Origin of the sequence: Maritimibacter fusiformis, assembly GCF_008086115.1 — a bacterium.
GTDB classification, from domain to species: domain Bacteria; phylum Pseudomonadota; class Alphaproteobacteria; order Rhodobacterales; family Rhodobacteraceae; genus Muriiphilus; species Muriiphilus fusiformis.
In genome coordinates, this window is record NZ_VSIY01000006.1 from 83,820 (window position 1) to 108,756 (window position 24,937).

A 24,937-nucleotide genomic window follows, 5' to 3' on the forward strand; every position below is an offset into this window, starting at 1 on the left:
CGGAACAAGTGTGAAGACCACCAGGGAGAACACGACGTTGGAGACTTCTATGTATAGCGCGATGCGCGTCGGCATCGTTCATTTCAAGGCCTTTCCGGGTATCGAGACCGGCGCGGGTCCGATTGTCGAGACGCTCGAGAAGATCTGCGCCGACGAGTTCTGGACCGCGGTCGAGGTCGGCTGGATGAAGGATTACCGGGTGCGCAACACGGCCCGCCATATCCTTGACCAGAGCCATCTGTCGGTCGCCTATGCCACGCAGCCCAAGATGCTGAGCAACAAGTTCAACCTCAACCACTTCGACGCCGGCGAGCGCGCCAAGGCGGTCGACGCGGTGAAAAGCTCGGTCGACGAAGCGCGCCAGCTCGGCGCCGAGGTGGTGCGGCTGATCGCGGGGAAAGATCCGGGCGATGCCAAGCGCGAAGAGGCCAAGAAGCTGCTGACCGACTCGCTGCACCAGATCCTCGATCACGCGAACGAGGAAAAGGACGGGCTGGCGCTCACGCTCAAGATCTTCGACCGTGCGATCGACAAGAAGAACCTGATCGGTCCGGTTGGCGATGCGCTGGACATCGCCCGCGCGATCCGCCCGGACTATCCGAACTTCGGGCTTCTGACCGACCTCAGCCACTTCCCGCTGCTCGACGAGACCCCCGAGGAAAGCATCCCGCTGCTGGCGGAGTTCCTTGACGCGGTCCATCTCGGAAACTGCGTGTTCCGCGACAAGTCGCACCCGGCCTATGGCGATATCCAGCCGCGCTTCGGGATTCCCGGCGGCGAGACCGATACCGCCGAAGTGGTGACGTTCTTTCGTGAACTGACCAAGAGCGGGTTTTTCGACAAGCCCGTGCGCCCGATCGTGAGTGCCGAAGTGCGCCCGGTTCTGGCCGGCGAGGTCTCGGAGATCATTCTGGCGAACGCCAAGCGCGTGATCCGCGATGCCTGGGCCCTGTCGCAGCGCCCCGAGTAGGAGGAAACCCGGACGCGACACCAGGAAAACAACAACAGAGCCACGGTGAAGTGGCCATGAACCAACAACTTGAACACATGACAATGTTTCAAAAGGGAGCGAGAATAATGCCTGTAAAACTGAAAACAGCCCTGATCGGGGCAGTTGCGGCGACCGCCATTGCAACCAGCGCCAGCGCGCAGGAGTTTCCGACCAAGCCGGTCGAGATGACGATCCTGTTCGGCAGCACGGCGCAGACCATCGGCCAGTTGCTGGCCGATCTGATGTCCAAGAACCTGCCCGAACCTGTCGTGCCGGTGATGCGCTCGGGCGGCGGCGGCTCGGTCGGGTATCAATACGTGCATTCGATGGACGCCGACGGCTACAACATCGTGTGGAATTCGAACTCGATCAGCACCAGCTTCCACAGCGGCAAGATCGATTTCGACTACACCGCCTTCACGCCGATCGCCAAGATCAGCACCGAGGTGCCCGCCATCGCGGTGCGTGCCGACTCCGGTTGGGAGACCATCGGCGACATGGCCGCGGACCTGCTGGCCTCCGGCGAGAAGCTCAAGATCGGGGCCTCGGGCGACGGCTCGTTCACCCACCTCACCACCGAGGCGCTGCTGGCGGCGGTCGGTCTTTCCGACCAGGCCATCAACGTGCCCTATGACCAGGGCCGCGCGCCTGTGGAACTGCTGGCCGGGCGTCTCGACGCGGCGGTGCAGTGGCCGGGCCAGTTCATCTCGCACCACGAGGCGGGCACCCTGCGTATCCTGTGCCTGACCAGCGCCGAGCGGGTGCCGGCGATGCCCGACATCCCGACCTGCGCCGAGAGCGGTGCCGAGGGGATCGACATCGAGATGTGGCGCGGTCTGGCGGCGCCGGCCGGCACCCCGGATGACGTGATCATGGTGCTGCAGGACGCTGCCGAGAAGGCCGTGGCCAGCGCCGAATTCCAGGAGGCATCGGAAACCCTGGGGTTCGTCCCCGATTTCGAGGACCACGCGGCGTTCGGCGAGCTGATTGCGCGTGATGACGCGATCATCGGCAAGCTGATGGCCGACCTTGGCCTGAAAGCGCAATAAGACCATGGAGACCCCGGGGCATTCCAACCGCCGCGACCTGGCAACCGGCGCGAGTCTGTTCGTTCTGTCGGTTGTCTGGGTCGTGATCGTCTACGTCACTGTCCCCACGGGCTCCGGTGTCGGGCCCCGGGCTTTCCCGCTTGTTCTCGGGCTTGTGCTGATGGCACTTTCGGCCATCCTCGTGGGCGCGAGCCTTGGCAATCGCCGCCGGGAGGCAGAGCCTGTCCCCGCGGCGCGCGCAGACGCCAACGGACCTGAAAGAAAAGCCGCGCGGACCGCGCTGCGGCTGCGTCTTCAGGTTCTCGTGACGGTCTGCGCAACCATCGCGATCTACGGATACCTGATGCAGAAACTGGGCTTTGTCGTCGCGACCTTTCCGACCGTCGTGACGCTCCTGCTGATCCTGAAGGAGCGCAGGATCCTGGTTCTGCTCGGCATGGGGCTGGGGATCACGTTTGGCTGCTGGCTGGTCTTCGGCAAGGTGCTCGGGGCCTACATGCCAGGCGGCACCTGGATTTCATTGTTTTGAGGACCGGCGCGATCACACCGACAGGGGACGACACCAGATGGATTTACTGATTGCCGCCTTGCAGGTCACCGTCTCGCCGGTGACGCTGATCGCGATCTTTTCGGGCTGCCTGCTCGGGGTCATTTTCGGTGCGATCCCGGGCCTGACCTTTACCGTGGCGATGGCGCTGGTCGTGCCGATGTCCTTCGCGCTCGACGCCGCTCCGGCTATCGGATTGCTGCTCGGCACCTATATCGGCGGCATGACGGGCGGTTCGGTGTCCGCGATCCTTTTGGGCATTCCGGGCACCCCTTCGGCGGCGGCAACCGTGCTCGACGGCTATCCACTTACCCGCCACGGCAAGGCATCGCTGGCGCTGGGGACGGCGGTGGTCGCGTCGGCCTTCGGTGGTTTCGTCAGCCTGATCATCATGATGTTCTCGGTCGATTTCGTGGCCGGTCTCGCGATGCGGTTCGGCCCTGCCGAAACCTTCGGGCTGCTGATCTTCGGCCTGTCGACGATCTGCGGCCTGTCCGCCGGCTCCATCGTCAAGGGGCTGATCGGTGCGATCATCGGCCTGATGGTGATGACCATCGGCGTTGACGAGATGAGCGGCATGCAGCGGCTGACCTTCGGCACCATCACCTTGCAGCAGGGCATCAACATCCTGGTCGCGATGATCGCCCTGTTCGCGGTGCCGCATGTGATCGACGCCTTCGTTCAACACTACCGCTCCGACCGGGAACTCAACGAGCTGGCGGATGTGCGTGCCGAACTGCCGTCGATCCGCGACCTCGCCAGGAACTTCTGGCTGATGTTGCGCTGCTCGCTGATCGGCACCGGCGTCGGCGCGATTCCGGGCACCGGCGGCCCGATTGCCGCGTTTCTCGCCTATGCCCATGCCAAGAAGACATCCAAGACCCCCGAGAAGTTTGGCCAAGGTGCGATGGAAGGCGTCGTGGCGCCCGAGACCGCCAACAACGCGGTGACAGGGGGCGCGATGATCCCGCTTCTGTCGCTCGGCATTCCCGGCGACCCGGCCACCGCGATCCTGCTGTCGGGGCTGTTGATCCACGGGCTGATCCCCGGCCCGATGCTGTTTTTGGAGCATTCGCTGGAAATCTACGAGATCTACCTGGCCATCGTGGCGGCCTATGCGTTTGTCGTGGCGATCCAGCTTCTCGGTATCCGCTTTTTCGTGCAACTGCTGCGGGTGCCGGCGCATCTCCTGGCGGTGGGGATCGTGATCATGTGCGGCTACGGGGCCTTCACCATCCGCAACTCGGTGTTCGACGTGGTTGCCGCGGCCGTGCTTGGCGCGATGGCCTACGGGTTGAACCGGGCCAGGATACCACTGACGCCGATCATTCTCGGCCTCGTGCTCGGCCCGTCGATCGAGCGCGAGTTCCGAACCGCGATGATCCTGTCCGAGGGCAGGCTCGACATCTTCTACACCTCTGTGCCCGCAGCCGGATTCCTGCTGGTCGCGTTCCTCATCGTCGGCATCCAGTTGTTCAAATCCGTCCGCGCCTATTTCGCCAAATCCAGTCCGAAGGTTAAGTCCGATGCATCAACCCAGTCCAATTAAGCCCGCAGACACGCCCCTGGCCCGAGAGATCCGCGCGCGGGCGAAAGCCATCGCATCGGCGGGCGGCCTGTCTGACGCGCTTGCCAGCGGCGCGCTGCCGACGATCGTGGACCTGACCCTGTCCGAGGCGCTGGTGGTCGGCCTGCTGAAACAGGAGGTGCGGTGCTATTACGCGATCTTCGGGCATGGCTCGACCGATCTGGGCGAAATCCTTCGCATCTATACCGAAGAAGGCGTCACCCGTGTCGTGAACTGCCGCAACGAGGTTGAAATGGCCCATGCCGCGACCGCGCATGCCTGGGTCTATGGCGAGACCCCGGCGGTGGTAACCTCGATCGGTCCCGGCGGGTTGCAGGCGATGGCGGGGTCGCTGGCGGCGGCGTCCAACGGCATCGGCGTCTATCACATCTACGGCGACGAGACGACGCGCGGCGAAGGCTACAACATGCAGCAGGTGCCCAAACCGGCGCAGGGGCTGTTCGGTCAGATGGCGGCGCTGATGGGGCAATCCTATACGCTGCACACACCCGAGGCGCTGCGCGAATGCCTGCGTCGGGGCACCGCCTGCGTGCATCACCCCTACAAGGCCGGTCCGTTCTTCGTGCTTCTGCCGATCAACACCCAGCCGGCGCGGGTGCGGGTCAACCTTGCCACCCTGCCGCAGAAAACCCGCATTCCGCCGATGGCGCCGGCGCATGACGATGCCTTTGCCGAGGCGGTCGCGGTTCTGGCGAAGTCCGAGCGCCCGGTCATCAAGGCGGGCGGCGGCACCCGAAGCGCCGCCGACATGGTGCGGCGTCTGGCCGAACATATCGGCGCGCCGGTGGTCCTGTCGCCGGGATCGACTGGCGTGCTGCCGGATGCCCACCCGCAGAACATGCACGTGGGCGGCTCGAAGGGGTCGATCAGCGGCAACTATGCGATGGGCGAGGCCGACCTGGTCGTGATGATCGGATCGCGCGGCGTGTGCCAAGCGGATTGCTCGGGCATCGGCTATCCCAAGGCGAAGGCGGTGATCAACATCAACGGCGATTTCAACGATCTGGCGCATTATGCCAACACCACCTGCCTGCCGGGCGACATCGCGGCGGTGATCGCCGGTCTGATCGAAGCGGCGCCTGCAGGGGATCGCGGCGCGTGGCTGAAGGCCTGCGAGGACAAGAAGGCCGAGTGGACCGCGTTCAAGGCAGTGCGGATCAACGCCGCCCCGTTCGAGGACGCCGTGTGGGGGCGTCCGGTGCTGGGCCAACCCGCCGCGATCCATACCGTCGCGGCCTTCGCCAAGGAAAAGGACGCGGTCAAGTTCTTTGACGCGGGCGACGTTCAGGCCAACGGCTTCCAGATCGTCGAGGACGACGCGCCGGGTCAGACCGTCACCGAGACGGGGGCGTCCTACATGGGCTTCGCGGTCTCGGCGCTCTTGGGGGCGGCGGGCGTCGATGCGCCGAAATACGGCATCGCCTTTACCGGCGACGGGTCGTTCATGATGAACCCGCAGGTGCTGATCGACGCGGTCGAGCATGGCGTGCGCGGCATCATCGCGCTGTTCGACAACCGCCGGATGGCGGCGATTTCCGGCCTGCAGGCAGCGCAATACGGCGAGGAGTTCCGCACCAACGACGGGGTCGCGGTCGACTACGTCGCGCTGGCGGGCGCGGTCTCGGGGGTCAAGGCGCTGCATGCCGGGTTCGACGCCGAAAGCCTGCGCGCCGCGCTGGAGCAGGCCTACGCGCATGACGGGCTTTCGCTCGTGCACATCGCGGTGCATGACGGGCCCGAGGAGACCGCCGGAATGGGGGCCTATGGCAGCTGGAATGTCGGCAACTGGGTCGACGATGTGCAGGCGCGCTATGTCGAACAGATGATCTGACCCCGGAGCCGAAAACCGAAATTCATCAAGGGTGTGCCGAGGCGAACTTGCTAATCAAGTCCATCTCGGAACACCTCAGGAGGATCGAGAAGTGTATCACGACCTAAATCTCTTCATCGGCGGCGAATGGCGCGCCGCCAGCGGCAAGGCAACCCGCAACGTCACCGATCCCGCCACCGAAGAGGCGCTCGGGACCATTGCGATGGCAACCGAGGACGATGTCGACGCCGCCCTTGCCGCGGCCCAGTCGGGCTTTGCCACCTGGCGCCGCTTCGGCACCTGGGATCGCGCCGCGCTGTTGCGCAAGACCGCCGATCTGATCCGTGAGCGGGTCGAGACGATTGCCACGTTGATGTCGCTGGAAACCGGCAAACCGATTGCCGAAGCGCGCGGCGAGACCAACGCGGCGGCGGACCAGTTCGAGTGGTATGCCGAGGAAACCAAGCGGATCTACGGCCAGATCATCGAGGGCCGCACCGGCGAAAGCCGCATGTCGGTGATCTATCAGCCGGTCGGCGTGGTCGCGGCCTTTTCGGCGTGGAACTTTCCGGCGCTGTTGCCCGCGCGCAAGATCGCGGCGGCGCTGGGTGCGGGTTGTTCGATCATCATCAAGCCGGCTGGTGAAGCCCCGGCAAGCTGTGCGGCCCTTGTCGCCGCCTGTCACGATGCGGGCATTCCGGCGGGGGCGGTGAATTTCCTGACCGGCAATTCCTCGATGATCGCGGAGCGGCTGATCCGCTCGCCCATCGTGCGCAAGGTCAGCGTCACCGGGTCGGTCCCGGTCGGCAAGGAAATCCTGCGGCTGGCCGCCGATGGCGTCAAGAAGGTGTCGATGGAGCTTGGCGGGCATGGCCCCGTGGTGATCTTCGACGACGTGGACGCCGAAGCGGTGGCGCGGACCTGCGCGGCAACCAAGTTTCGCAATTGCGGACAGGTCTGCATCTCGCCGACGCGCTTCTATGTCCACGAAAGCCAATACGAGGCCTTCGCCGGTGCCTTTGCCGAGGTTGCCAAGGGGTTGAAGCTGGGTCGCGGTCTGGACGACGGAGTGCAGATGGGGCCGATGGCCAACCGCCGGGGCCTGACCACAATCGAGGAAATGGTCAGCGACGCGGTCGGCCTTGGCGCGTCGGTTCTGGCCGGTGGCGCGCGTCCGAAATCGATGAACGCGGGCTACTTTTTCGAACCGACCGTGCTGGGTCAGGTGCCCGACGAGGCGCTGGTGATGCGTGAGGAGCCGTTCGGCCCGATTGCGCCGATCACCACCTTCCGCGACTATGACGAGGTGATGGAGCGGGCCAACGCGCTGCCGTTCGGCCTGGCCGGTTATGTCTTTTCCAACAACCTCAGCCTTGCCACCCGTGCTTCCGAGGATCTCGAGGTCGGCATGGTCGGGGTGAACGAGATGCTTCTGGCCACCGCCGAAGCGCCGTTCGGCGGCATCAAGGAAAGCGGCATGGGGCGCGAGGGCGGCTCGCTCGGCGTGATGGATTACCTCAATCCGAAATACGTCCGCACCCGCATCGAACCGATTGGCCGCCAATCATGAGCGACGAGAAGGAACAGGGCCTTGCACGCGGGCTTACCAACTACGGCGACCGGGATTTCTCGGTCTACCTGCGCAATTCCTTTGCCGCCTCGATGGGCTATTCGCGCGAGGTTCTGAAAAAACCCATCGTCGGCATCGCCAACAGCTTTTCGGGCTTCAACAACTGCCACCGGCATTTCCCGGAGCTTCTGGAAGCGGTCAAGCGCGGCGTGCTGCTGGGCGGCGGGCTGCCCTTGGAGTTTCCGACCATCTCGCTGGGCGAGGTGTTTCTCAGCCCCACCAGCCTCAAGTTCCGCAACCTGATGTCGATGGACACCGAAGAGATGATCCGCGCCCAGCCGATGGACGCGGTCGTGATGATGGGCGGCTGTGACAAGACGGTGCCCGCGCAACTGATGGGGGCGGCATCTGCCGACCTGCCGGCGGTGCAACTGGTGGCCGGGCCGATGATGACCTCGCGCTATGGCGACGAACGGCTGGGGGCCTGCACCGATTGCCGCAGGTTCTGGGGCAAGTATCGGGCGGGAGAAATCGGCGAGCCCGAGATCAATGATATCGAGGGGCGTCTTGCCACGACCGCAGGCACCTGCGCGGTGATGGGAACCGCCTCGACCATGGCTTGCATCGCCGAGACGCTGGGCATGTCGCTTCCAGGCACGGCGGCGATCCCGGCGGTTCATGCCGACCGCCTGCGCGCCGCCGAGGCATCGGGCCTTGCCGCCGCGCGGATGATAGCGAACCCGATCCGACCGAGCGAGGTCATCACCGAAAAGTCGATCGAGAACGCCCTGCGCGTTTTGCTGGCCCTCGGCGGGTCGACCAATGCGATCATCCACCTGACCGCCATAGCCGGGCGGCTTGGTCACACCATATCGCTCGAACGTCTGAACGAACTTTCCGACACCACGCCGGTGCTGGTCAACCTCAAGCCGGTCGGGTCGAACTACATGGAGGATTTCTTTTTCGCGGGCGGCGTCGGGGCCGTGTTGCGCGAACTGAAACCCTTGCTTCACCTCGACACGGTCTCGGTCACCGGCGAGACGCTGGGCGACCGGCTGGAGCAGGACCCCGGCTATGTCGACCGCCGGGTGATCTCGGGGGCGGATGCGCCGCTGGAACCGGTCGGTGGCCTCGTCGCGCTGTTCGGCAACCTGGCACCGCGCGGGGCGATCCTCAAACGCTCTGCCGCCGACAGTTCGCTGTTCGAGAAAGAGGGCAGGGCGGTCGTCTTTTCCTCGCTCGCGGATCTGGCCAGCCGGGTGGACGACCCCGATCTGGACATCACCGCCGACGACTTCATGGTGCTTCAGAACGCGGGGCCCAAGAGCGATTCCGGCATGCCGGAAGCGGGTTATCTGCCGATCCCGAAGAAGCTCAGTTCAAAAGGCGTCAAGGACATGGTGCGGATTTCCGATGCCCGCATGTCCGGCACGGCGTTTGGGACCATCGTGCTGCATGTCGCGCCCGAGGCGTCGATCGGCGGGCCGCTGGCGCTGGTGCGGACCGGGGACCGGATCAAGATTTCTGTCGCGAACAAGCGCCTCGATCTGCTGGTCGACGAGGCCGAACTGGAACGCCGGCGCGCCGAATGGACGCCTTCGATCCAGCCACTGGACGAGCGGCGCGGTTATGATCGCCTCTATGCCAGCGAGGTCACGCAAGCCGACGAGGGATGCGACTTCGAGATGCTGAAACCCGTGTCCTGACGCCAAACGGGATGAGCCGGGGCCGGTTCGGACCTCCCGGCCGGTGGGGCGCGCGCGCTTACTGCTGGGCGGGCGCGACCACCTTTGCCTAGTGCCCCACCGGTCGTCACATGCGGCCGTTCACCCGACCCAAGGGTGAGCGGCCCAACGGCGCAAGGGCCGCGGGATCACTGGTGGCCGGCGACGGGTTTCGGCCGATAGGGCGCTTCGAGCCGCGCGACCTCGTCGTCGTCCAGCGTGATATCGAGCGCCGCGATGGCATCGTCGAAAAGCTCCGGGCGGGAAATGCCGACCAGCGGCGCGGTGATGCCAGGGCGCGTGGCGACCCAGGCATAGGCGATCCGGGCCATCGACACGCCGCGCGCGTCTGCAACCTCTCGCACCGCCTCGGCGATCGCCTCGTCCTGGGCGCGTGCGCTGTCATAAAGGGCGTTCGCCACCTTGTCGCTGTCGGCGCGCGTCGACTTGCGCTTGCCGGCCAGCACGCCGCGCGCGAGCGGGCTCCAGGGCAATACGCCGATCCCTTCGGACCGGCAAAGCGGCAGCATTTCGCGCTCTTCCTCGCGGTAGATCAGGTTGTAGTGCGGTTGCATCGAGACGAATTGTGCCCAGCCGTTCGCGCGCTGAAGCCCAAGCGCCTTCATGAACTGCCAGGCGAACATCGACGAGGCGCCGAGATAGCGCACCTTGCCGGCGCGCACCACGTCATTGAGGGCGTCAAGCGTCTCTTCGAGCGGGGTGTCGTAGTCGAATCTGTGCAGTTGCAGCAGGTCGATGTGATCGGTGCCCAAGCGCCGCAGGCTGCCATCGACGGCGTCGTAGACATGCTTGCGCGACAGGCCGCGGTCGTTGGGGTCGTCGCTCATCGGGTTGTAGAGTTTCGTCGCCAGCACGATCTTGTGGCGCGGCAGCAGGGGCAGGAGCTTGTCGCGCAGGACGTCTTCGCTGGCGCCTTTCGAATACATGTCGGCGGTGTCGAACAGGTTGATGCCGCGCTCGACCGCCTCGGCCAGGATCGGCGCCGAGGCGTCCGCATCCAGCACCCAAGGCGCCCAGTCGGGCGAGCCGAAGGTCATGCATCCCAGCCCGATGCGCGAAACTTTCAGGCCACTTTTACCAAGATTGACATAGTCCATGGTCGCGCTTTCCCTTCTGCGTCTTTCTGAATAACCGTGCTATCCAAGCGTTGATTCGGAGATCTTCGTTCCGATTTTCCTGACGGTAGTGGCCGGGTAATTCCTTTGTAAAGGGCAATAAAGCCGGAAAAACGGCAGGGCAACACGCGAACAAGTTCGGAAAAAACCAAGCCCTGATAGTGTGCTGAACCAATATTACAGTGGGCACCGATATTTTCCTTGCGCGAATCTTGTCGGCGCAGGCATGATCAAAGTGATCTAAACGGATATATCACTTTGTCCTTCGACTTCGACGAAAGCTGTATCGACAAATCTCTGCCGGTCCCGGTGGGGCGGCAGCTGTTCGGTTTGCTCAGCTATGAATTGTCGCATGGGGATCTGCCCAAGGGGACGCGACTTCCTTCGGTGCGCCGGATGGCCGCCGATCTGGGCATCGCGCAGGCTACGGTGGCCCAAGTCTATCAGGATCTTCGCGATGCCGGGCTTCTGGAACTTCGCAAGGGGTCGGGGGCCTATACCTGTCTTTCGGTTCCGCAACTGGCCGATCACGGCTCTACCGCGCTGCATACCGATGTCGCGGTGCTTCTGAACAAGGCCGAGCGCCTGGGCTATTCGCCGATGGAACTGATCGCGATGATCAACGGTCAGGCGCGAATGCGGCGCTCGCAGCGCGGCCTGAGGATCGTGTTCGCGGTCATCTTCGAGGGGCCGGGCGCCGACTACGTCGATGCGGTGCGCCCTTATCTGGCACCGAACGACCGGATCTCGATGGTGACATTCGACGTCTTGCGCGCCGATGCCGGGGCGCGGCAGATGTGCGACTCGGCCGATCTGGTGCTGACGTTCCTTCATCGCGAAAGCGAGCTGGCCGCAATCGTGCCCGATGCCCCGATTCTGGGCTTGCGGTTCATTCCGTCGGACGAGACGCGTCAGGCGCTGGCGGCGCTCGATCCGCGCGCCCGGGTGGCCGCGATCACCCAGCTCAAGGATTACATCGCGATCATGCGGCCTAGCGTGCAGCGCTTTGCCCCCCATGTCTCGGACATCCGGGTGAGCTGGTCCTACGCGCCCGACCTCGAGGCGCTGCTGTCCGAGTCCGACGCGGTGATCTACGCAACCGGGGCCGATCACGTGGCGCGTATGGTGCGGCCGGGTGTGCCCTGTTTCGAATACCGGCACGCGCCGGACAAGGCCGTGCTGGAACACGAACTTGCCCCGAAGCTGGCGGCGTTACGCGAAGCTCGGGCGCAGGTCGCCGCGAACGAACGGGGCCAGACGGCCAAGACCGGTTGACGGCTTGATCAACACACCACAACAGGAGATGGATACATGACCAGGAAAGATCTTTTCGCAAGCGTGGCCGCGGCGGCGCTGACGCTGTTCGCGACCAACACGGCGCTGGCCCAGGAGGCGTTGGTGATCGGCACCGATGTGGATGCCGGAACCCTCGATCCGCGGCTGGCGCGCGATACCACCGCGTATCGCACGATCAACCTGATCTACGCCGGGCTGGTGCATTTGACGCCGACGCTCGAGGCAGTGCCGGACCTTGCGGAAAGCTGGGAGTCGCCCGATCCGAAAACGGTGGTCTTCAAGCTGCGCGAGGGGCTCGTGTTCTCGGATGGCTCGCCGCTGACCGCCGAGGACGTGGTCTATACCTTCACCACGATCACCGATCCCGATTTCAACGCGCCGCAGCGGGCGCTCTACACCCCGATCGAAAGCGTCGAGGCGGTCGACGACCTGACCGTGCGCTTCAACCTCTCGACACCCTATGCGCCGCTGCTGAGCTATCTCGACATGGGAATCGTGCCCTCGGACTACGCCGAGGCCGGCGGTGACCTGGCGCTGGAGCCGGTCGGCGCGGGCCCGATGGTGCTGGAAAGCTGGAAGCGCGGCTCGGAGATCGTGCTGAAAGCCTCGGACAGCTACTGGGCCGGGGCTCCGTCCACCAAGGCGGTCGACATCCGCATCGTCGGCGACAACTCCGCGCGCGCCCAGGCCTTCGAGGCGGGTGACCTCGACGTGATCCAGGCGCCGCTGTCGCCCAACGATATCAAGCGTCTGGCCGAAGACGAACGGTTCGGCGCAGCGATCATGGCGGGCCTGGGCGTGACCTACCTGAACTTCAACACCGCCGACCCGATGCTGAACGACCCCGCCATGCGCCAGGCATTCGCGATGCTGGTCGACCAGGAAACGATCGTGAACGACATTTACCAGGGTGTCGACGAGGTCGCCAATTCGGTCATCCTGCCGTCGTCCTGGGCCTATGACCCCGACATCAAACAACCGACCTTCGATCTGAACGGCGCCGTGGCGAAGTTCAACGAGCTTGGTTGGAGCGACAGTGACGGCGACGGGTTCCTCGACAAGGACGGGCAGACCCTGGCGATCACGCTCTCGACCCATTCCGAAGACCCGAACCGGGTGCAGTCGGTCGAATTCCTGCAGGCGATGATGCAGCAGGCCGGGGTCGATGCGTCGGTGAAGATCTCGGACTGGCCGTCGTTCTCGACCGGCTATGTGCAACAGGGGCAGCACCAGATCGCGCTGCTGGGTTGGCTGAATATCGTCGATCCCGACCGGATGACCTATGCCCAGTTCACCACCGGCGGCTCGCTCAACTGGGGCGGCTATTCGAACCCCGAAGTCGATGCCCTGCTGGAAGCGGCGCGCACCTCGCTTGACCAGGGCGAACGTGCCGATGCCTATCAGAAGGCCGCCGCGATCATCGCCGAGGAACTGCCCTACTACGTGATCTCCTATCAGGGCTACCAGATGTTCTTCGACAAGGACAAGCTGGGCGAGATCGAGGCGAACCCGCGCGGCACGTTCCGCGGGCTGATCGGGATGCCGTCCGCCGAGTGATCGGGATCTGAAACCCAGGAAAACATCGGGCCGCCGGTTCTGTCGGCGGCCCCAGTTCACGCGTGAGGACCAGTCCACATGGCTGCCTATATCATCCGACGACTGCTGCTGTTCGTCCCGATGGCGTTGGGTATCGTCACGGTGACATTCGGCCTTCTGCTGCTCATCCCCGGCGATCCGGCCGCGGTCCTTCTCGGGCAGGAGGCAACGCCCGAGGGAATCGCCTCGCTGCGCCGCGCGCTGGGGCTGGACGATCCGTGGTATCTCCGGCTGGGCGGCTATATCGCCAACCTGCTGCAGGGTGACATGGGCCGGTCGATCTTTCAGAACGCACCGGTTTCGGAAATCATCCTGGGCCGGCTCGGCGCGACCGTCGAACTCGCGGTCGTGGCGCTGTTGATGTCGGTGGCGCTGGGTGTGTTCCTCGGCGTGGTCGCGGCGATCCGTCAGGGGGGCGTGATCGACGCCGCGGCGATGCTGTTCGCGCAGTTGGGAATTTCGATGCCGGTCTACTGGCTGGCACTTCTTCTGATGCTGGCGTTCGCGGTGCAGCTTGGCTGGCTGCCGGCGATCGGACGGGGCGAGCCGCTGGTCGAGGCGTTCGGCCTGGCGCTGATCGGCAATCCGGCACCGCTGTGGGAGTCCCTGACGCATATCGCGCTGCCCGCGCTGTCGCTGGCGCTGAATTCCGCGGCGGTGATCTCGCGGCTGGTGCGCACCTCGATGCTCGAGGTGCTGAACGAGGATTTCATCCGCACCGCCAGGGCCAAGGGCATACGCAGCCGGGCGGTGGTCTGGAAACACGGGTTGCGAAACGCCCTGTTGCCGGTTCTGTCGGTGATCGGGCTGCGCTTCGGCGCCTTGCTGGGCGGTGCCATCCTGACCGAGACGATCTTTGCATGGCCGGGTCTGGGGCAGTTGACCATCTCGGCCATATCCCAGCGTGACCTTCCGCTGATCCAGGGGATCGTGCTGACCTTCGCGATGATCTACGCGCTGATCACGCTGACGGTCGATCTGCTCTATGCCGCGGTCGACCCGCGCATCAGGTTGAAGTGACGACATGAGCGATACTCCGATGAAAAAAAGCCTTGCCCGCCGGATCGGATTGCCGCCGGTGCTGCGCAACGCGTCGCTGTTGATCGGCGCGGCGCTGACGCTGACGATCGTCGGTCTTGCGGTGTTCGCGCCGCTGGTCGCAACCCATGACCTGACCCAGATGGACATGACGAACCGCTTTTCGGGCCCATCGGCCGCGCATCTGCTGGGCACCGACAATTTCGGCCGCGACCTGTGGAGCAGGCTGGTCTATGGCGCGCGGATCTCGCTGTCGATCTCGTTGATCGCGGTGACGGCTTCGGCGCTGATCGGCACTGTCGTCGGCCTCGTGGCCGGGTATTTCGGCGGCTGGGTCGACATGGTGCTGATGCGGATCACCGACATTTTCCTCGGGTTTCCGCCGCTGGTGCTGGTGCTCGCGATCGTCGCGGTGATGGGGCCGGGCCTTTTCAATGTCGCGCTGTCGCTGGTGGTGGTGAGCTGGACCGAATACGCCCGCGTCGTGCGCTCGACCACCCTGTCCTTGCGCGAACGCAACTACGTGCAGGCCGCCCAGGCGCTCGGAGCCTCGTCGCCGCGCATCCTGTTTCGCGAGATCCTGCCCAATTCGCTCGGGCCGATCACGGTGCTGGCCTCGCTCGGGCTGGGCACCGCGATCATCTGGGAAAGCGCGCTGAGCTTTCTCGGCTTCGGCCTGCCGCCGCCGGCGCCGACCTGGGGCTGGTCGCTCAGCTACGGCACCCGCTTCATCCGTGACGAGCCGTGGATGTCGATCATCTCGGGGGCGGCGATCATGGTGACCGTTCTGGGCTTCAACCTATTGGGGGACGGGCTGCGCGACGTGCTCGATCCCCGCAGACTGACCCGCGGCAAGGGTTGAACCCGCCGCCCACAACACAGGAGCAGACATGACCAAGGAAATCGTTCGACTCGCCCCGGCCTTCACGACGCTGGCCTGCGGCACCGATGCGGTGCTCAACATGACCGACCTTGTCGGCGAGGAAGACGGGCCGCTGGTTGGCATCTCGGCCTCGATCCACGGCAACGAGAATTGCGGCAGCCAGGCGATCCTCGAACTCTATCACATCCTCAAGGACATGCGGATCAAGGGGCGGGTCCGGCTGTTGCCGGTGGCCAACCCGACCGCGATGATCGTCAATTCCCGCTTTTCGCCGCTGGATCAACGCGACCTGAACCGCGAGTTTCCGGGCGATCCCGCAGGCACCTATTCGCAACAGCTTGCCGCCGCGCTGACGCGCGAGTTTCTCGGCAAGATCGACATTCACATCGACCTGCACTCCGGCACCGACCGGCCGACCGTGGATTATGTCTACCTGCTGAACGACGAGGGGTTGAGCCGCGCGTTCGGCTCGAAGATCCTCTATCGCCCGGATGACGGCAAGCAGGGCACCAATTTCGGGGGCACCACCAAGGACGTGACGATGCCGCGCGGCGTGCCCGCGGCGGTGATCGAACTGGGCGGCGGTGTTGTCGACCAGGGCCCGTACATTGCGCGCATCGTCGCCGGCGTTCTGAACATGCTGCGCCACAAGGGCGTGATCGACGGCGCGGAATCCGCGCTCCCGGCGCAGACGGTGGTGAACGAGATCGCGGGCATCCGCCCGACCAAGGGCGGCTGGGTCGAGCCGCTGTCGCCGCTGCTTGGCGAAAAGGTCGCCGGTGGAACGCCGCTGTTTCGTGTCGTCAGCCCCTATACCTTCGAGGTGCTGGAAGAGGTCACCGCGCCGTTCGACAACGGCATCATGATCATGGGGCATCTCACGCGAAACATCGTCGAGGCGGGCGATTACGGCTGGATGGTCGGCAATCTGGAGGGGGCAACGCCTTGAGCGGCGCCGCGCTCTCCGAAGGCGCCGCCGGGACCGCCAGCGCGCCCGCGCCGGCGATCGAGGTGTCCGGCATGCGCATCAGGATCGCATTGGGCGATACCAGCTTCACGGTGGTCGACGACATGTCGTTCGCCGTGGCGCCGGGCGAGACCCTGTGCATCGTCGGTGAAAGCGGCTGCGGCAAGTCGATGACCGCACTCGCGCTGCTGCGCCTGCTGCCGCAGGGCGCGCGCATCGACCGGGGCGCGATCCGGCTGGGCGAGACGGACATTCTGGAACTTGGCGAGCGCGCGGTCGAGGATTTGCGCGGCAACCGGATCGCGATGATCTTTCAGGAGCCTCTGACCGCTCTCAATCCGGTCATGACGGTGGGCGCACAGATCGCCGAAGCGGTTGCGCGCCACCGTGGCGGAACGCGGCGCAAGGCATGGGCGGCGGCGGTCGAGGCGCTGCGCGGCGTGCAGATGCCCGACGCCGAGCGCCGTGCGAAGCAATATCCGCATGAATTGTCCGGCGGAATGCGCCAGCGGGCGATGATTGCGCTGGCCCTGTGCTGTGCGCCTTCGGTGATCGTCGCGGACGAGCCGACCACGGCGCTCGATGTGACCGTGCAGGCCCAGATACTGGGCCTGATGGCCGACCTGCAGCGCCGCAGCGGCACCGCGCTTTTGCTGATTACCCATGATCTTTCGGTGGTGGCCGAAACCGCCGACCGCGTGATCGTGATGTATGCCGGTCGCCGGGTCGAGGAAGCGGGCATCACCGACCTGTTCGACGAGCCGCTGCATCCCTATACCCGGGGATTGATGGGGGCGATCCCGCGCGGGGCGGCTGCGGGCAAGCGGCTCACCGACATTCCCGGCACCGTGCCGGCGCTGTGGGATCTGCCCGCCGGCTGCGCCTTCGCGCCGCGCTGCCCGCTAGCAACCCCCCGCTGCAAAATCGAGCGGCCGCCGCTCGAGGAACACCGCCCGGGCCATTTTGCCGCCTGCTGGGAGATCGACCATGCTGGATGACGCGATGGCGCCGCCGCCCGCGCCGCTCCTGTCCGTGCGCGGGCTGAAAGTCCATTTTCCGATCCGCCAGGGCGTGTTCCAGCGCCAGGTTGGCGCGGTGCGTGCGGTGGACGGGGTGAGCTTCGATATCGGTCGGGCCGAGACATTGGGGCTGGTCGGTGAAAGCGGCTGTGGCAAGTCGACGACCGGGCTTGCGCTGACCGGGCTGGTGCCACTCACCGATGGCGAAGTGACCTTCGACGGTGCCCGCGTCGGCAGCGAAACGGGCCGCGACCTTGCCCGGTTTCGCCAACGCATGCAGATCGTGTTTCAGGACCCGTTCTCGTCGCTCAACCCGCGACAGCGGGTGCGCGACATCCTGCGCGCACCGTTGGAGATTCACCGGATCGGGACAACCGCGGAACGCCGGGAGGCGGTGTTTGCGATGATGAACCGGGTCGGCCTGCGCCCGGACCAGGCCGAGAACTACCCGCACCAGTTTTCCGGCGGCCAGCGCCAGCGTATCGGGATCGCCCGCGCGCTGATGTTGAACCCGGACGTGATCATCTGCGACGAGCCCGTTTCGGCCCTCGACGTGTCGGTCCAGGCGCAGATCCTGAACCTGCTCGAGGATCTGCAGGACGAATTGGGCGTCGCCTTCCTGTTCATCAGCCATGATCTCGGGGTGGTCGAGCACATCTCGAACCGCGTCGCGGTGATGTATCTGGGCAAGATCGTCGAGATGGCCCGGCGCGAGGCGCTGTTCGCGGCGCCGGCGCATCCCTATTCCGAGCTTCTTCTGGGGTCGACGCCGTCGCTCGACCCGCGCCGGCGGCACCGGTTTTCCGCCGGCTTCGAGGACGTTCCCTCGGCCACGGCCAAACCGTCGGGCTGCGCGTTCCGCACTCGGTGCCCGCTGGCCGACGAACGTTGCCGCGCCGAGGAACCGGCGTTGAGCCCGCGCGCCGATGGCCGCCTGCTTGCCTGTCACCACCGTTGAGGACACCATGACACAAGACACCCTCGTTCTGACCGGCGCCCGGCTGCTGGACCCCGCCGCCGGTGCGCTTACCGACAACGTCTCGATCCGGATCGAGGACGGCCGGATCGCCGATACCGGCATCGGCACCCCGGCACCCGACGGCGCCCGCGAGATCGCGCTGGACGGCCGCGTGGTGATGCCCGGCATGATCGACTGTCACATGCATGTGGTCGCCGAGACCCTGGCGCTGTGGGACAACATGATCGCGCCGAGCTCGCTTGCCGCCCTGCGCGCGGCCCGCGTGATGGAAGAGACATTGTCGCGTGGGTTCACCACCATCCGCGACCTGGGCGGCGCCGATCACGGGCTGGTTCTGGGCGTCGAGGAGGGGCTGATCGCCGGGCCGCGGCTGATCATCTGCGGCAAGGGCCTTTCAACCACCGGCGGCCATTGCGACCTTCGCGCGCGCACCGACGACCGGCCCGGCATCATGTCCGAACGGCTGGGGTCGATGGGGGTGCTGGTCGACGGGGTCGACGAAGTGCGCCGGGTCTGCCGGACCTACATCAAGGAGGGCGCGCGCTTCATCAAGATCATGGCCAATGGCGGCGTCTCCTCGCCCAATGACCCGATCCACTCGATCCAGTTCTCGCGCGACGAGATCCTGGCGGCGGTAGAGGAGGCCGAGAATGCCGGCCTCTACGTCTCGGCGCATGTCTATACCGACCGGGCGATCCGGCGTTGCGTCGAACTCGGGGTTCATTCGCTGGAGCATTGCAACCTGATCGAGCCCGAAACCGCAGCATTTGCCGCCGAGCATGGCTGTGTCGCGGTGCCCACGCTGGTCGCCTACGAGGCGCTGGCACGGGAAGGCGCGGCCCTTGGCCTCGGGGCCGACAGCATCGCCAAGATCGACACGGTGCGCGAGGGCGGTCGCAGGTCGTTGGAGCGGATGCGGGCAGCCGGTCTGCCGATGGCGTTCGGGAGCGATCTGCTGGGCGGACTGCGCAAGTATCACTGCCTCGAAATCGACCTGCTGGCGGAGGTTCTGAACCCCGCCGAGATCATCCGCTCACTGACCCTGACCGGGGCGGCGCTCTGCGGTCTCGAGGGTGAGGCCGGGGTGATCGCGCCGGGTGCCTCGGCCGACCTGCTGGTGCTTGACGGCAATCCGTTGACCGACATTTCGCTGTTGGCCGGCGACGGGGCGCATTTGTGCGCGATCATGACGCGGGGCCGGTTCTTCAAGAACACGCTGGGGGAGGGCGGGCGATGACGCTTGGACGCGACCTTGCCGAACTGACCGCCGGCGTCGACCGGCTTTACCGCGACGGTCTGACCGAGGCGTCGGAGTTGAACAGCGAGGGCCTGATCCCGGTCGCGGTCGCGGATGTGGCGCCGCGTCCGCTGCGGGACTGGGCCGAGGCGCTCGATGCGTTGCATGCCCTGCACGCGCGGATCGCGTCGGAGGCCACGGATGCCCACGCGGCTGGCTGGCTGGATGAAATGACCGGGTCGGTGATCTCGCTGGCGCGGATGTTCTCGGGCGAGCGGATCGGCTTTGCCCAACGGCTCAAGGATCAACTGCGCGTCGTCACCACGGTGATCCCGGATACCGTGCTCGACGGCTACCGCGCCGAATTGCGCGATGCGCTCGACGCGCTGGGGTATCGCACCGGGGATCTTGCCGGGGACGTGCGCCGCTGGGAAGCCGACCGCCGGGTGCCGGAGGCAGAGGTGATCGCGCGACTCGCCGCCCTTTCGCGCGAAGCGCAGGAGCGGTCGCGCCGCCTGGTGCTGGATATCGGTGACGACTGGATCGAACCGGTCGGCGTGCACGACAAGCCCTATTCGGCCTATTGCGACTATCCGGGGCGACGGCTGTGGCTGAACCTGGAGTTCGACTATACCGAGGCCGCGCTCAAGCACCTGGCGACCCACGAGGCGTTTCCCGGTCACCTGGTGCACCTGGCCCGGCGCGAGGCGCTGGTGGCGCGCGGAGAGATGTCGCTCGAGGGGGCCCAGGTGGTCACCAATTCGGCCTCGAGCCCACTGTTCGAAGGCATCGCCGACAACGGCATCGACCTGCTCGACTGGATCGACGGCCCCGAGGATGTGGCCGGTATCGCCCTGCAACGGTTGCGCAGCGCGCTGCGCTGCAATGCGGCCTGGATGGTGTTCGAACAGGGCAAGTCCATCGAGGATGCCGCAAACGCGATTGCCGATGGTTCCTATCAGGACGCGCACAAGACCCAACGCCGGCTTGCGTTCCTTTCACACGAGCTGCGCGCGCCGTTCCTGTATGCCTACTGGTGCGGTGACGACGCGGTGCGACGGTTCCTCGACCGAACGCGGGGCCGCGACCGGCGTGCGGTGGTGACGGAACTCTATGACCGGATGCACACGCCCGCGACATTGCAGGCGGCCCTCGTCGACTGACCTCTGACGCCCGGCGCGGCGCGGGATGTCATAACCGACAGCGCGCAAACGCCCGCGTGACACGGCCGTCCTTTCCGCCCGCGACCCCCAGGGATTCGCGGGCGGCCAATCGTCCTTTGCGCCCCGACCCGGCGCCCCTCGCGCCGCTACGGCTGATATTTCAGGGGGCTGATCTGGCGGACGGTGCTGGCTTGCGGGCCGATCTCGCTATCGTCATGGCGTGCCACCAGTTCGACGGTATCCCCGACCTTCAGTTTGTCGAAACTGCCGTCAATGACGGAATTGCGATGGAAATAGATCAGCCTGCGATCGGTGGCCTGAATCTGCCCGAAGTCCCTGTCATGCCGGATCTCGGCAATCGTGCCTTGCAGCATCCCGTCGAGCGTCTTGACCTCGCCGCGCATCTTCTGCCGATAGATCTTCAGATCGCGCTCGATGATCGCAAAGGCATCGCGCAATGCGATGCGCAGATGCTGGCGCTCGGGCCGGTTGCCCTTGCGATCGCTGACCACCAGTTCCGTGCCGGGAACCCTGACCTCGATCGTGATGTCATAGGTGTGGCCCGTCTGCTTGCTGTGCTGCGGCAACGCAACATGGACCCGGCAGCTTGTGATGCCGTCGTAGAGCTGGCCGAGGTAGTCGACCCTTTCGCGGACGTAGTCCTTGATCTCGTCTTCGGGTTCAAGGTGTTGAAATGACAGTTCAAGGGGGATTTGCATCTGATGCTCCTTGTCAATCGTAGTTAGAATGCCGGTCACGCGGGATCGGCTTGAAAACGGGGCCGCCGGTGTCCATCGAAAGGTGAGCGAAACCGGCGGTCTTGCAGATTAAAGCCGCCAGGGCGGCTGCCCTGGTGCCGGTTTGCCCGCCCCGGGTCGTCAGGCCGCGTTCACGACCGCCTCGATATCGGGGATCGTGAGATTCGTGAGATCCTTCGGAATTTCGCCGACCAGAAGCTCCTTGAGCTGCCCGCTATATGTCGGCCGCATTTCGCCCAGGGTTTCGGGGTCCGCAATGATCACGATATCCTTGAACCGTTTCTGCTGTGCCCGTTCATTCAGCTTGGCGACCAACGCCTTGGCGAAAGCCGTTTCCCTTGCCTCGTGCGCATCGACCTGCTTGTGGCCCGAGCTTCCCGGACGATATTTCGCCTGCTCGCGCCCGGCTCGGTCGCGCGCGAGGTCCTGGGTCTGCGGCACGTCGATCTCGTCATGTTTCATCACACGCAAATCGAGATGATCGGGCCAGCCGAAATTCTGGAGGAGAAGATATTTGTTGCCATTGGCCACAACGACCCAAGTGTCAGTCTTCAGCTTCATCACGCAATTCCTTCGCAGCAACGGATTTTGGTGTTTACACGATCCACGGTCACATCGCGCATGAACGTGGATACCCTCTACTATAGTAGATGTGCCTTGGCCGCGGGGCTTACAACGGGCGATGTTGTCGCGCCGGGAAGGCTTGATATCTTAGCGCGGGACGTTGACCACTGGCCGAGGTGACGCGCTGCATATTCCGCGATTTTTCGTTCGCCAAATCGGCAATTGCCCTCCTGCCTCGTTTTTTTTAGCAGTCGGCGTCAAAGCGCCCATTTTTTTTACCCGCCTTGCGCAAACCGTCGAAAAGCCGGAGGCTTGTGGTCGCGACCAGAACCGAAAGCGACCGCACCGCGCCACCGGACACCACACTCCGGCGGCGTCGATTATTTTGGCGGGCGCTTCTGCCCGTTTGAGTGACCGAAGCGCGTAGAACCCGGCCCTGGCCGGGGATGCTTCGGAAAACAGATCACGACGCGCTCCCAGCCACGACAGAAAAGGTGAATATGATGACCCAGACCGGATTGGATACGTTCGACAGGACGTTGCAACAAACCCATCTTTGGCTGAACGACGTGGGCAAGAGCGACGCGGTCGGCCCCGACACGCAGCGACAGTTTCACGCCCTGCGTTCGGTGCTCTGGGCGCTGCGCGACCGTTTGACCGTGGACGAGGCGTTTGACCTCAGTTCGAACCTGCCGCTTCTTATTCGCGGAATATACTGGGAAAACTACCGTCCCAGCGGCAAGCCCGAGAGCTTTCGCACGCGGGCGGAATTTCTGAAGAAGGTGGAGGATGCACTTGAAGGGGCCATTCACATGAACCCCGAAGGCGCGGCGCGCGCGGTTCTGGGCATGATCGCGGCACGGGTGCCGAAAGGGCAAGTGGAGGATATCAAGCGGATGGTGCCCGAGGAAATACGCACGTTGTTTCCGCAGGACTGAATTGGGCCTGCATATCCGGGCACGGCGGCTGGTTGGGTGGGCGACCCTTTGGCGCACCGGCATTGCAAGAGCGACATGCGATGACTTCATGGATGGTGATGGCCGCATCCGTGGCCGTTTATCCGTGCGGTTGTGCCCGCAGGAATTCGAACGATGAACGGAAAAACCATGTCGCAGTCGCGCAAGAAAAAAGAAGACCAGTCAGGCAAGGTTCTTCCGATCCATCCCCGGCCTGAAAAGAGTGCCGAAAACAAATCGCCCGACCCCAAGTCGCCCGAGATCGACCCGTCCATGGAACCGATCTCGCCGGAGTTGAGCCTGCGCTGCGACCGGGTTCGCCCCGACAATTACAGCACCCAAAGCCTCGATCACGCCACCAAGGCACATCTGGCCCGCTTCACGATGGGGGTGACGCCGTTCGGATTGTCGTCGAGCTTTTTCAACTGGTGGGTGCATCTGGCCGGCTCGCCCGCAAAGCAGGTGCAACTGGCCGAGAAAGCCGCGCGAAAGGCGACACGGCTTGCGGTTGCCGCCGGACAGCAGGCAGGCCAGACCCAGGTGGACCCCTGCATCCTGCCCTTGCCGCATGACAAGCGGTTCGATGCCCCCGAATGGCAGCAATGGCCGTTCAACCTGATCTACCAGAATTTCCTCTTGACCCAGCAATGGTGGTACAACGCCACCAACGACATCGACGGCATGTCGCGCAACGAAGAGCGCGTGGTGTCCTTTGCCGCGCGCCAGGTGCTCGACATGCTGTCGCCCTCCAACACGCTCTGGACCAACCCCGAGGTGATTGCCCAGACCACCCGTGAAGGCGGCGCCAACCTGGTCCGCGGCATGCAGAACCTGATCGAGGATTGGCAGCGGTCGAGCGCGGGCAAGCCCCCGGTCGGGGCCGAGGATTACCTGCCGGGGCGCGACGTCGCCGTGACGCCGGGCAAGGTCGTGTTCCGGACGCACCTGTTCGAACTGATCCAGTATGCGCCCGAGACCGAGACCGTCGCCTCCGAGCCGCTGCTGATCGTGCCGGCCTGGATCATGAAATACTATATCCTCGACCTGTCGCCGCACAATTCGCTGGTGCGCTACCTGGTCGAACAGGGCTTTACCGTGTTCATGATCTCGTGGCGCAACCCCGATGCCGGGGATCGCGACCTGGGGATGCAGGACTATATCGACGCGGTCAGCGATGCGCTGGACGCGGTTGGCGGGATCGTTCCCGACACGAAGGTTCACGGTGTGGGCTATTGCCTCGGCGGCACGCTGATGTCGGCCAAGGCGGCGCAGATGGCGCGCGATCACGACGACCGGCTGAAATCCATGACCCTGCTGGCCACCCAGGTCGATTTCAAGGACCCCGGCGAATTGCAGCTTTTCACCACCGAAAGCCAGGTGTCGTTCCTTGAGCACATGATGTGGGATCAGGGCTATCTGGACACCAAGCAGATCGCCGGGGCGTTTCAACTGCTGCGCTCGACCGACCTGATCTGGTCGCGCAATGTCCGCGAATACCTCATGGGCGAGCGGCAGGAGATGTTCGACCTGATGGCCTGGAACGCCGATGCGACCCGGATGCCCTACAAGATGCACAGCGAATACCTGCGCAATCTCTACCTCGAAAACCAGCTGTCGCAGGGCCAGTTCGAGGTGGACGGCAAGCCGGTCGCGATCACGGATATTTCCGTGCCGGTGTTCTGCGTCTCGACCACCGGCGACCATGTGGCGCCGTGGCAATCGGTCTACAAGCTGCACATCCTGTCGGACACCGAAATCACCTTCGTGCTGACATCGGGCGGGCACAACGCCGGGATCGTCAGCGAGCCCGGCCATGCCGGGCGCACCTACCAGATGACGGTGACGCCCAACGCGGCCAACTACGTGCCGCCCGAGGACTGGCGCACCCGGACGCCGGTGAACGATGGGTCGTGGTGGCCGGAATTCGTGACCTGGCTGCGCGCGCAGTCCAGCGGCACTGGCGCGCCGCCGGTGATGGGCGGCGCTGACAGCGGGGCAGGCGCGCTGCAAGATGCGCCCGGCACTTACGTCTTCCAACGCTGACCGGCCCCCAGGACACGAAAGAT

Annotated in this window: 21 protein-coding genes; 18 read left to right on the forward strand and 3 right to left on the reverse strand. The window is 64.9% G+C overall.

What is annotated here, in order from left to right; all coding sequences use genetic code 11:
* Positions 1 to 49: 49 nt before the first annotated feature.
* The 7 genes from FVF75_RS09320 (at position 50) to FVF75_RS09350 (ending at position 9,261) form a co-directional block, all read left to right on the forward strand.
* Positions 50 to 970, forward strand: coding sequence for a sugar phosphate isomerase/epimerase family protein (locus tag FVF75_RS09320; protein ID WP_222861213.1), 921 nt, complete (start codon positions 50 to 52; stop codon positions 968 to 970).
* A 107-nt stretch (positions 971 to 1,077) separates the two neighbouring features.
* Positions 1,078 to 2,040, forward strand: coding sequence for a Bug family tripartite tricarboxylate transporter substrate binding protein (locus FVF75_RS09325; RefSeq protein WP_148377708.1), 963 nt, complete (start codon positions 1,078 to 1,080; stop codon positions 2,038 to 2,040).
* Positions 2,041 to 2,044: 4 nt separating this feature from the next.
* Positions 2,045 to 2,569 carry a tripartite tricarboxylate transporter TctB family protein gene (locus tag FVF75_RS09330; RefSeq protein ID WP_148377709.1) on the forward strand — a complete coding sequence of 175 codons (525 nt, stop codon included), beginning with the start codon at positions 2,045 to 2,047 and terminating at the stop codon, positions 2,567 to 2,569.
* A gap of 37 nt (positions 2,570 to 2,606) precedes the next feature.
* Entirely contained in the window at positions 2,607 to 4,136 is a 1,530-nt protein-coding gene (locus tag FVF75_RS09335; protein WP_148377710.1) for a tripartite tricarboxylate transporter permease, read from the forward strand.
* Positions 4,114 to 6,006: a thiamine pyrophosphate-binding protein gene (locus FVF75_RS09340; protein ID WP_148377711.1), complete on the forward strand. Its 1,893-nt coding sequence runs from the start codon at positions 4,114 to 4,116 to the stop codon at positions 6,004 to 6,006. Before FVF75_RS09335 ends, FVF75_RS09340 begins: the two co-directional genes overlap by 23 nt.
* Positions 6,007 to 6,097: 91 nt before the next feature.
* Positions 6,098 to 7,555 carry an NAD-dependent succinate-semialdehyde dehydrogenase gene (locus FVF75_RS09345; protein ID WP_148377712.1) on the forward strand — a complete coding sequence of 486 codons (1,458 nt, stop codon included), beginning with the start codon at positions 6,098 to 6,100 and terminating at the stop codon, positions 7,553 to 7,555.
* A complete protein-coding gene (locus FVF75_RS09350; protein WP_148377713.1) occupies positions 7,552 to 9,261 on the forward strand; it encodes a dihydroxy-acid dehydratase in 1,710 nt (569 codons plus the stop codon). The genes FVF75_RS09345 and FVF75_RS09350 overlap by 4 nt, the downstream gene beginning before the upstream one ends.
* A gap of 167 nt (positions 9,262 to 9,428) precedes the next feature.
* On the opposite strand, the gene FVF75_RS09355 is transcribed toward FVF75_RS09350, so the two are convergent.
* Positions 9,429 to 10,397, reverse strand: a complete 969-nt coding sequence (locus FVF75_RS09355) for an aldo/keto reductase (protein ID WP_148377714.1) — start codon at positions 10,395 to 10,397, stop codon at positions 9,429 to 9,431.
* Positions 10,398 to 10,673: 276 nt separating this feature from the next.
* Between FVF75_RS09355 and FVF75_RS09360 the strand changes: the two genes are divergently transcribed.
* The 9 genes from FVF75_RS09360 (at position 10,674) to FVF75_RS09400 (ending at position 20,593) form a co-directional block, all read left to right on the forward strand.
* A complete protein-coding gene (locus FVF75_RS09360; protein WP_148377715.1) occupies positions 10,674 to 11,690 on the forward strand; it encodes a GntR family transcriptional regulator in 1,017 nt (338 codons plus the stop codon).
* 36 nt (positions 11,691 to 11,726) lie between these two features.
* Positions 11,727 to 13,268 carry an ABC transporter substrate-binding protein gene (locus FVF75_RS09365; protein ID WP_148377716.1) on the forward strand — a complete coding sequence of 514 codons (1,542 nt, stop codon included), beginning with the start codon at positions 11,727 to 11,729 and terminating at the stop codon, positions 13,266 to 13,268.
* 78 nt (positions 13,269 to 13,346) lie between these two features.
* Positions 13,347 to 14,327: an ABC transporter permease gene (locus tag FVF75_RS09370; protein WP_148377717.1), complete on the forward strand. Its 981-nt coding sequence runs from the start codon at positions 13,347 to 13,349 to the stop codon at positions 14,325 to 14,327.
* 4 nt (positions 14,328 to 14,331) lie between these two features.
* Positions 14,332 to 15,207: an ABC transporter permease gene (locus tag FVF75_RS09375; RefSeq protein WP_246138049.1), complete on the forward strand. Its 876-nt coding sequence runs from the start codon at positions 14,332 to 14,334 to the stop codon at positions 15,205 to 15,207.
* 28 nt (positions 15,208 to 15,235) lie between these two features.
* A complete protein-coding gene (locus tag FVF75_RS09380; protein ID WP_148377718.1) occupies positions 15,236 to 16,177 on the forward strand; it encodes a succinylglutamate desuccinylase/aspartoacylase family protein in 942 nt (313 codons plus the stop codon).
* A complete protein-coding gene (locus tag FVF75_RS09385; protein ID WP_246138050.1) occupies positions 16,174 to 17,193 on the forward strand; it encodes an ABC transporter ATP-binding protein in 1,020 nt (339 codons plus the stop codon). The genes FVF75_RS09380 and FVF75_RS09385 overlap by 4 nt, the downstream gene beginning before the upstream one ends.
* Positions 17,183 to 18,172 (forward strand): ABC transporter ATP-binding protein, encoded by a 990-nt coding sequence (locus tag FVF75_RS09390; RefSeq protein ID WP_246138051.1) that lies wholly within the window; start codon positions 17,183 to 17,185, stop codon positions 18,170 to 18,172. The genes FVF75_RS09385 and FVF75_RS09390 overlap by 11 nt, the downstream gene beginning before the upstream one ends.
* Positions 18,173 to 18,179: 7 nt before the next feature.
* Entirely contained in the window at positions 18,180 to 19,430 is a 1,251-nt protein-coding gene (locus FVF75_RS09395; protein WP_148377719.1) for a metal-dependent hydrolase family protein, read from the forward strand.
* On the forward strand, positions 19,427 to 20,593 hold the full coding sequence (locus FVF75_RS09400) for a hypothetical protein (protein ID WP_148377720.1): 1,167 nt from the start codon (positions 19,427 to 19,429) through the stop codon (positions 20,591 to 20,593). Before FVF75_RS09395 ends, FVF75_RS09400 begins: the two co-directional genes overlap by 4 nt.
* A gap of 146 nt (positions 20,594 to 20,739) precedes the next feature.
* Here FVF75_RS09400 and FVF75_RS09405 read toward each other — a convergent pair whose 3' ends face one another.
* Positions 20,740 to 21,351: an HPF/RaiA family ribosome-associated protein gene (locus FVF75_RS09405; protein WP_148377721.1), complete on the reverse strand. Its 612-nt coding sequence runs from the start codon at positions 21,349 to 21,351 to the stop codon at positions 20,740 to 20,742.
* Positions 21,352 to 21,471: 120 nt separating this feature from the next.
* Positions 21,472 to 21,912, reverse strand: a complete 441-nt coding sequence (locus FVF75_RS09410; RefSeq protein ID WP_148377722.1) for a host attachment family protein — start codon at positions 21,910 to 21,912, stop codon at positions 21,472 to 21,474.
* A 506-nt stretch (positions 21,913 to 22,418) separates the two neighbouring features.
* Here FVF75_RS09410 and FVF75_RS09415 point away from each other — a divergent pair.
* Positions 22,419 to 22,853: a DUF2267 domain-containing protein gene (locus tag FVF75_RS09415; protein WP_187393031.1), complete on the forward strand. Its 435-nt coding sequence runs from the start codon at positions 22,419 to 22,421 to the stop codon at positions 22,851 to 22,853.
* 153 nt (positions 22,854 to 23,006) lie between these two features.
* On the forward strand, positions 23,007 to 24,914 hold the full coding sequence (locus FVF75_RS09420; protein ID WP_246138052.1) for a PHA/PHB synthase family protein: 1,908 nt from the start codon (positions 23,007 to 23,009) through the stop codon (positions 24,912 to 24,914).
* Positions 24,915 to 24,937: the final 23 nt, after the last annotated feature.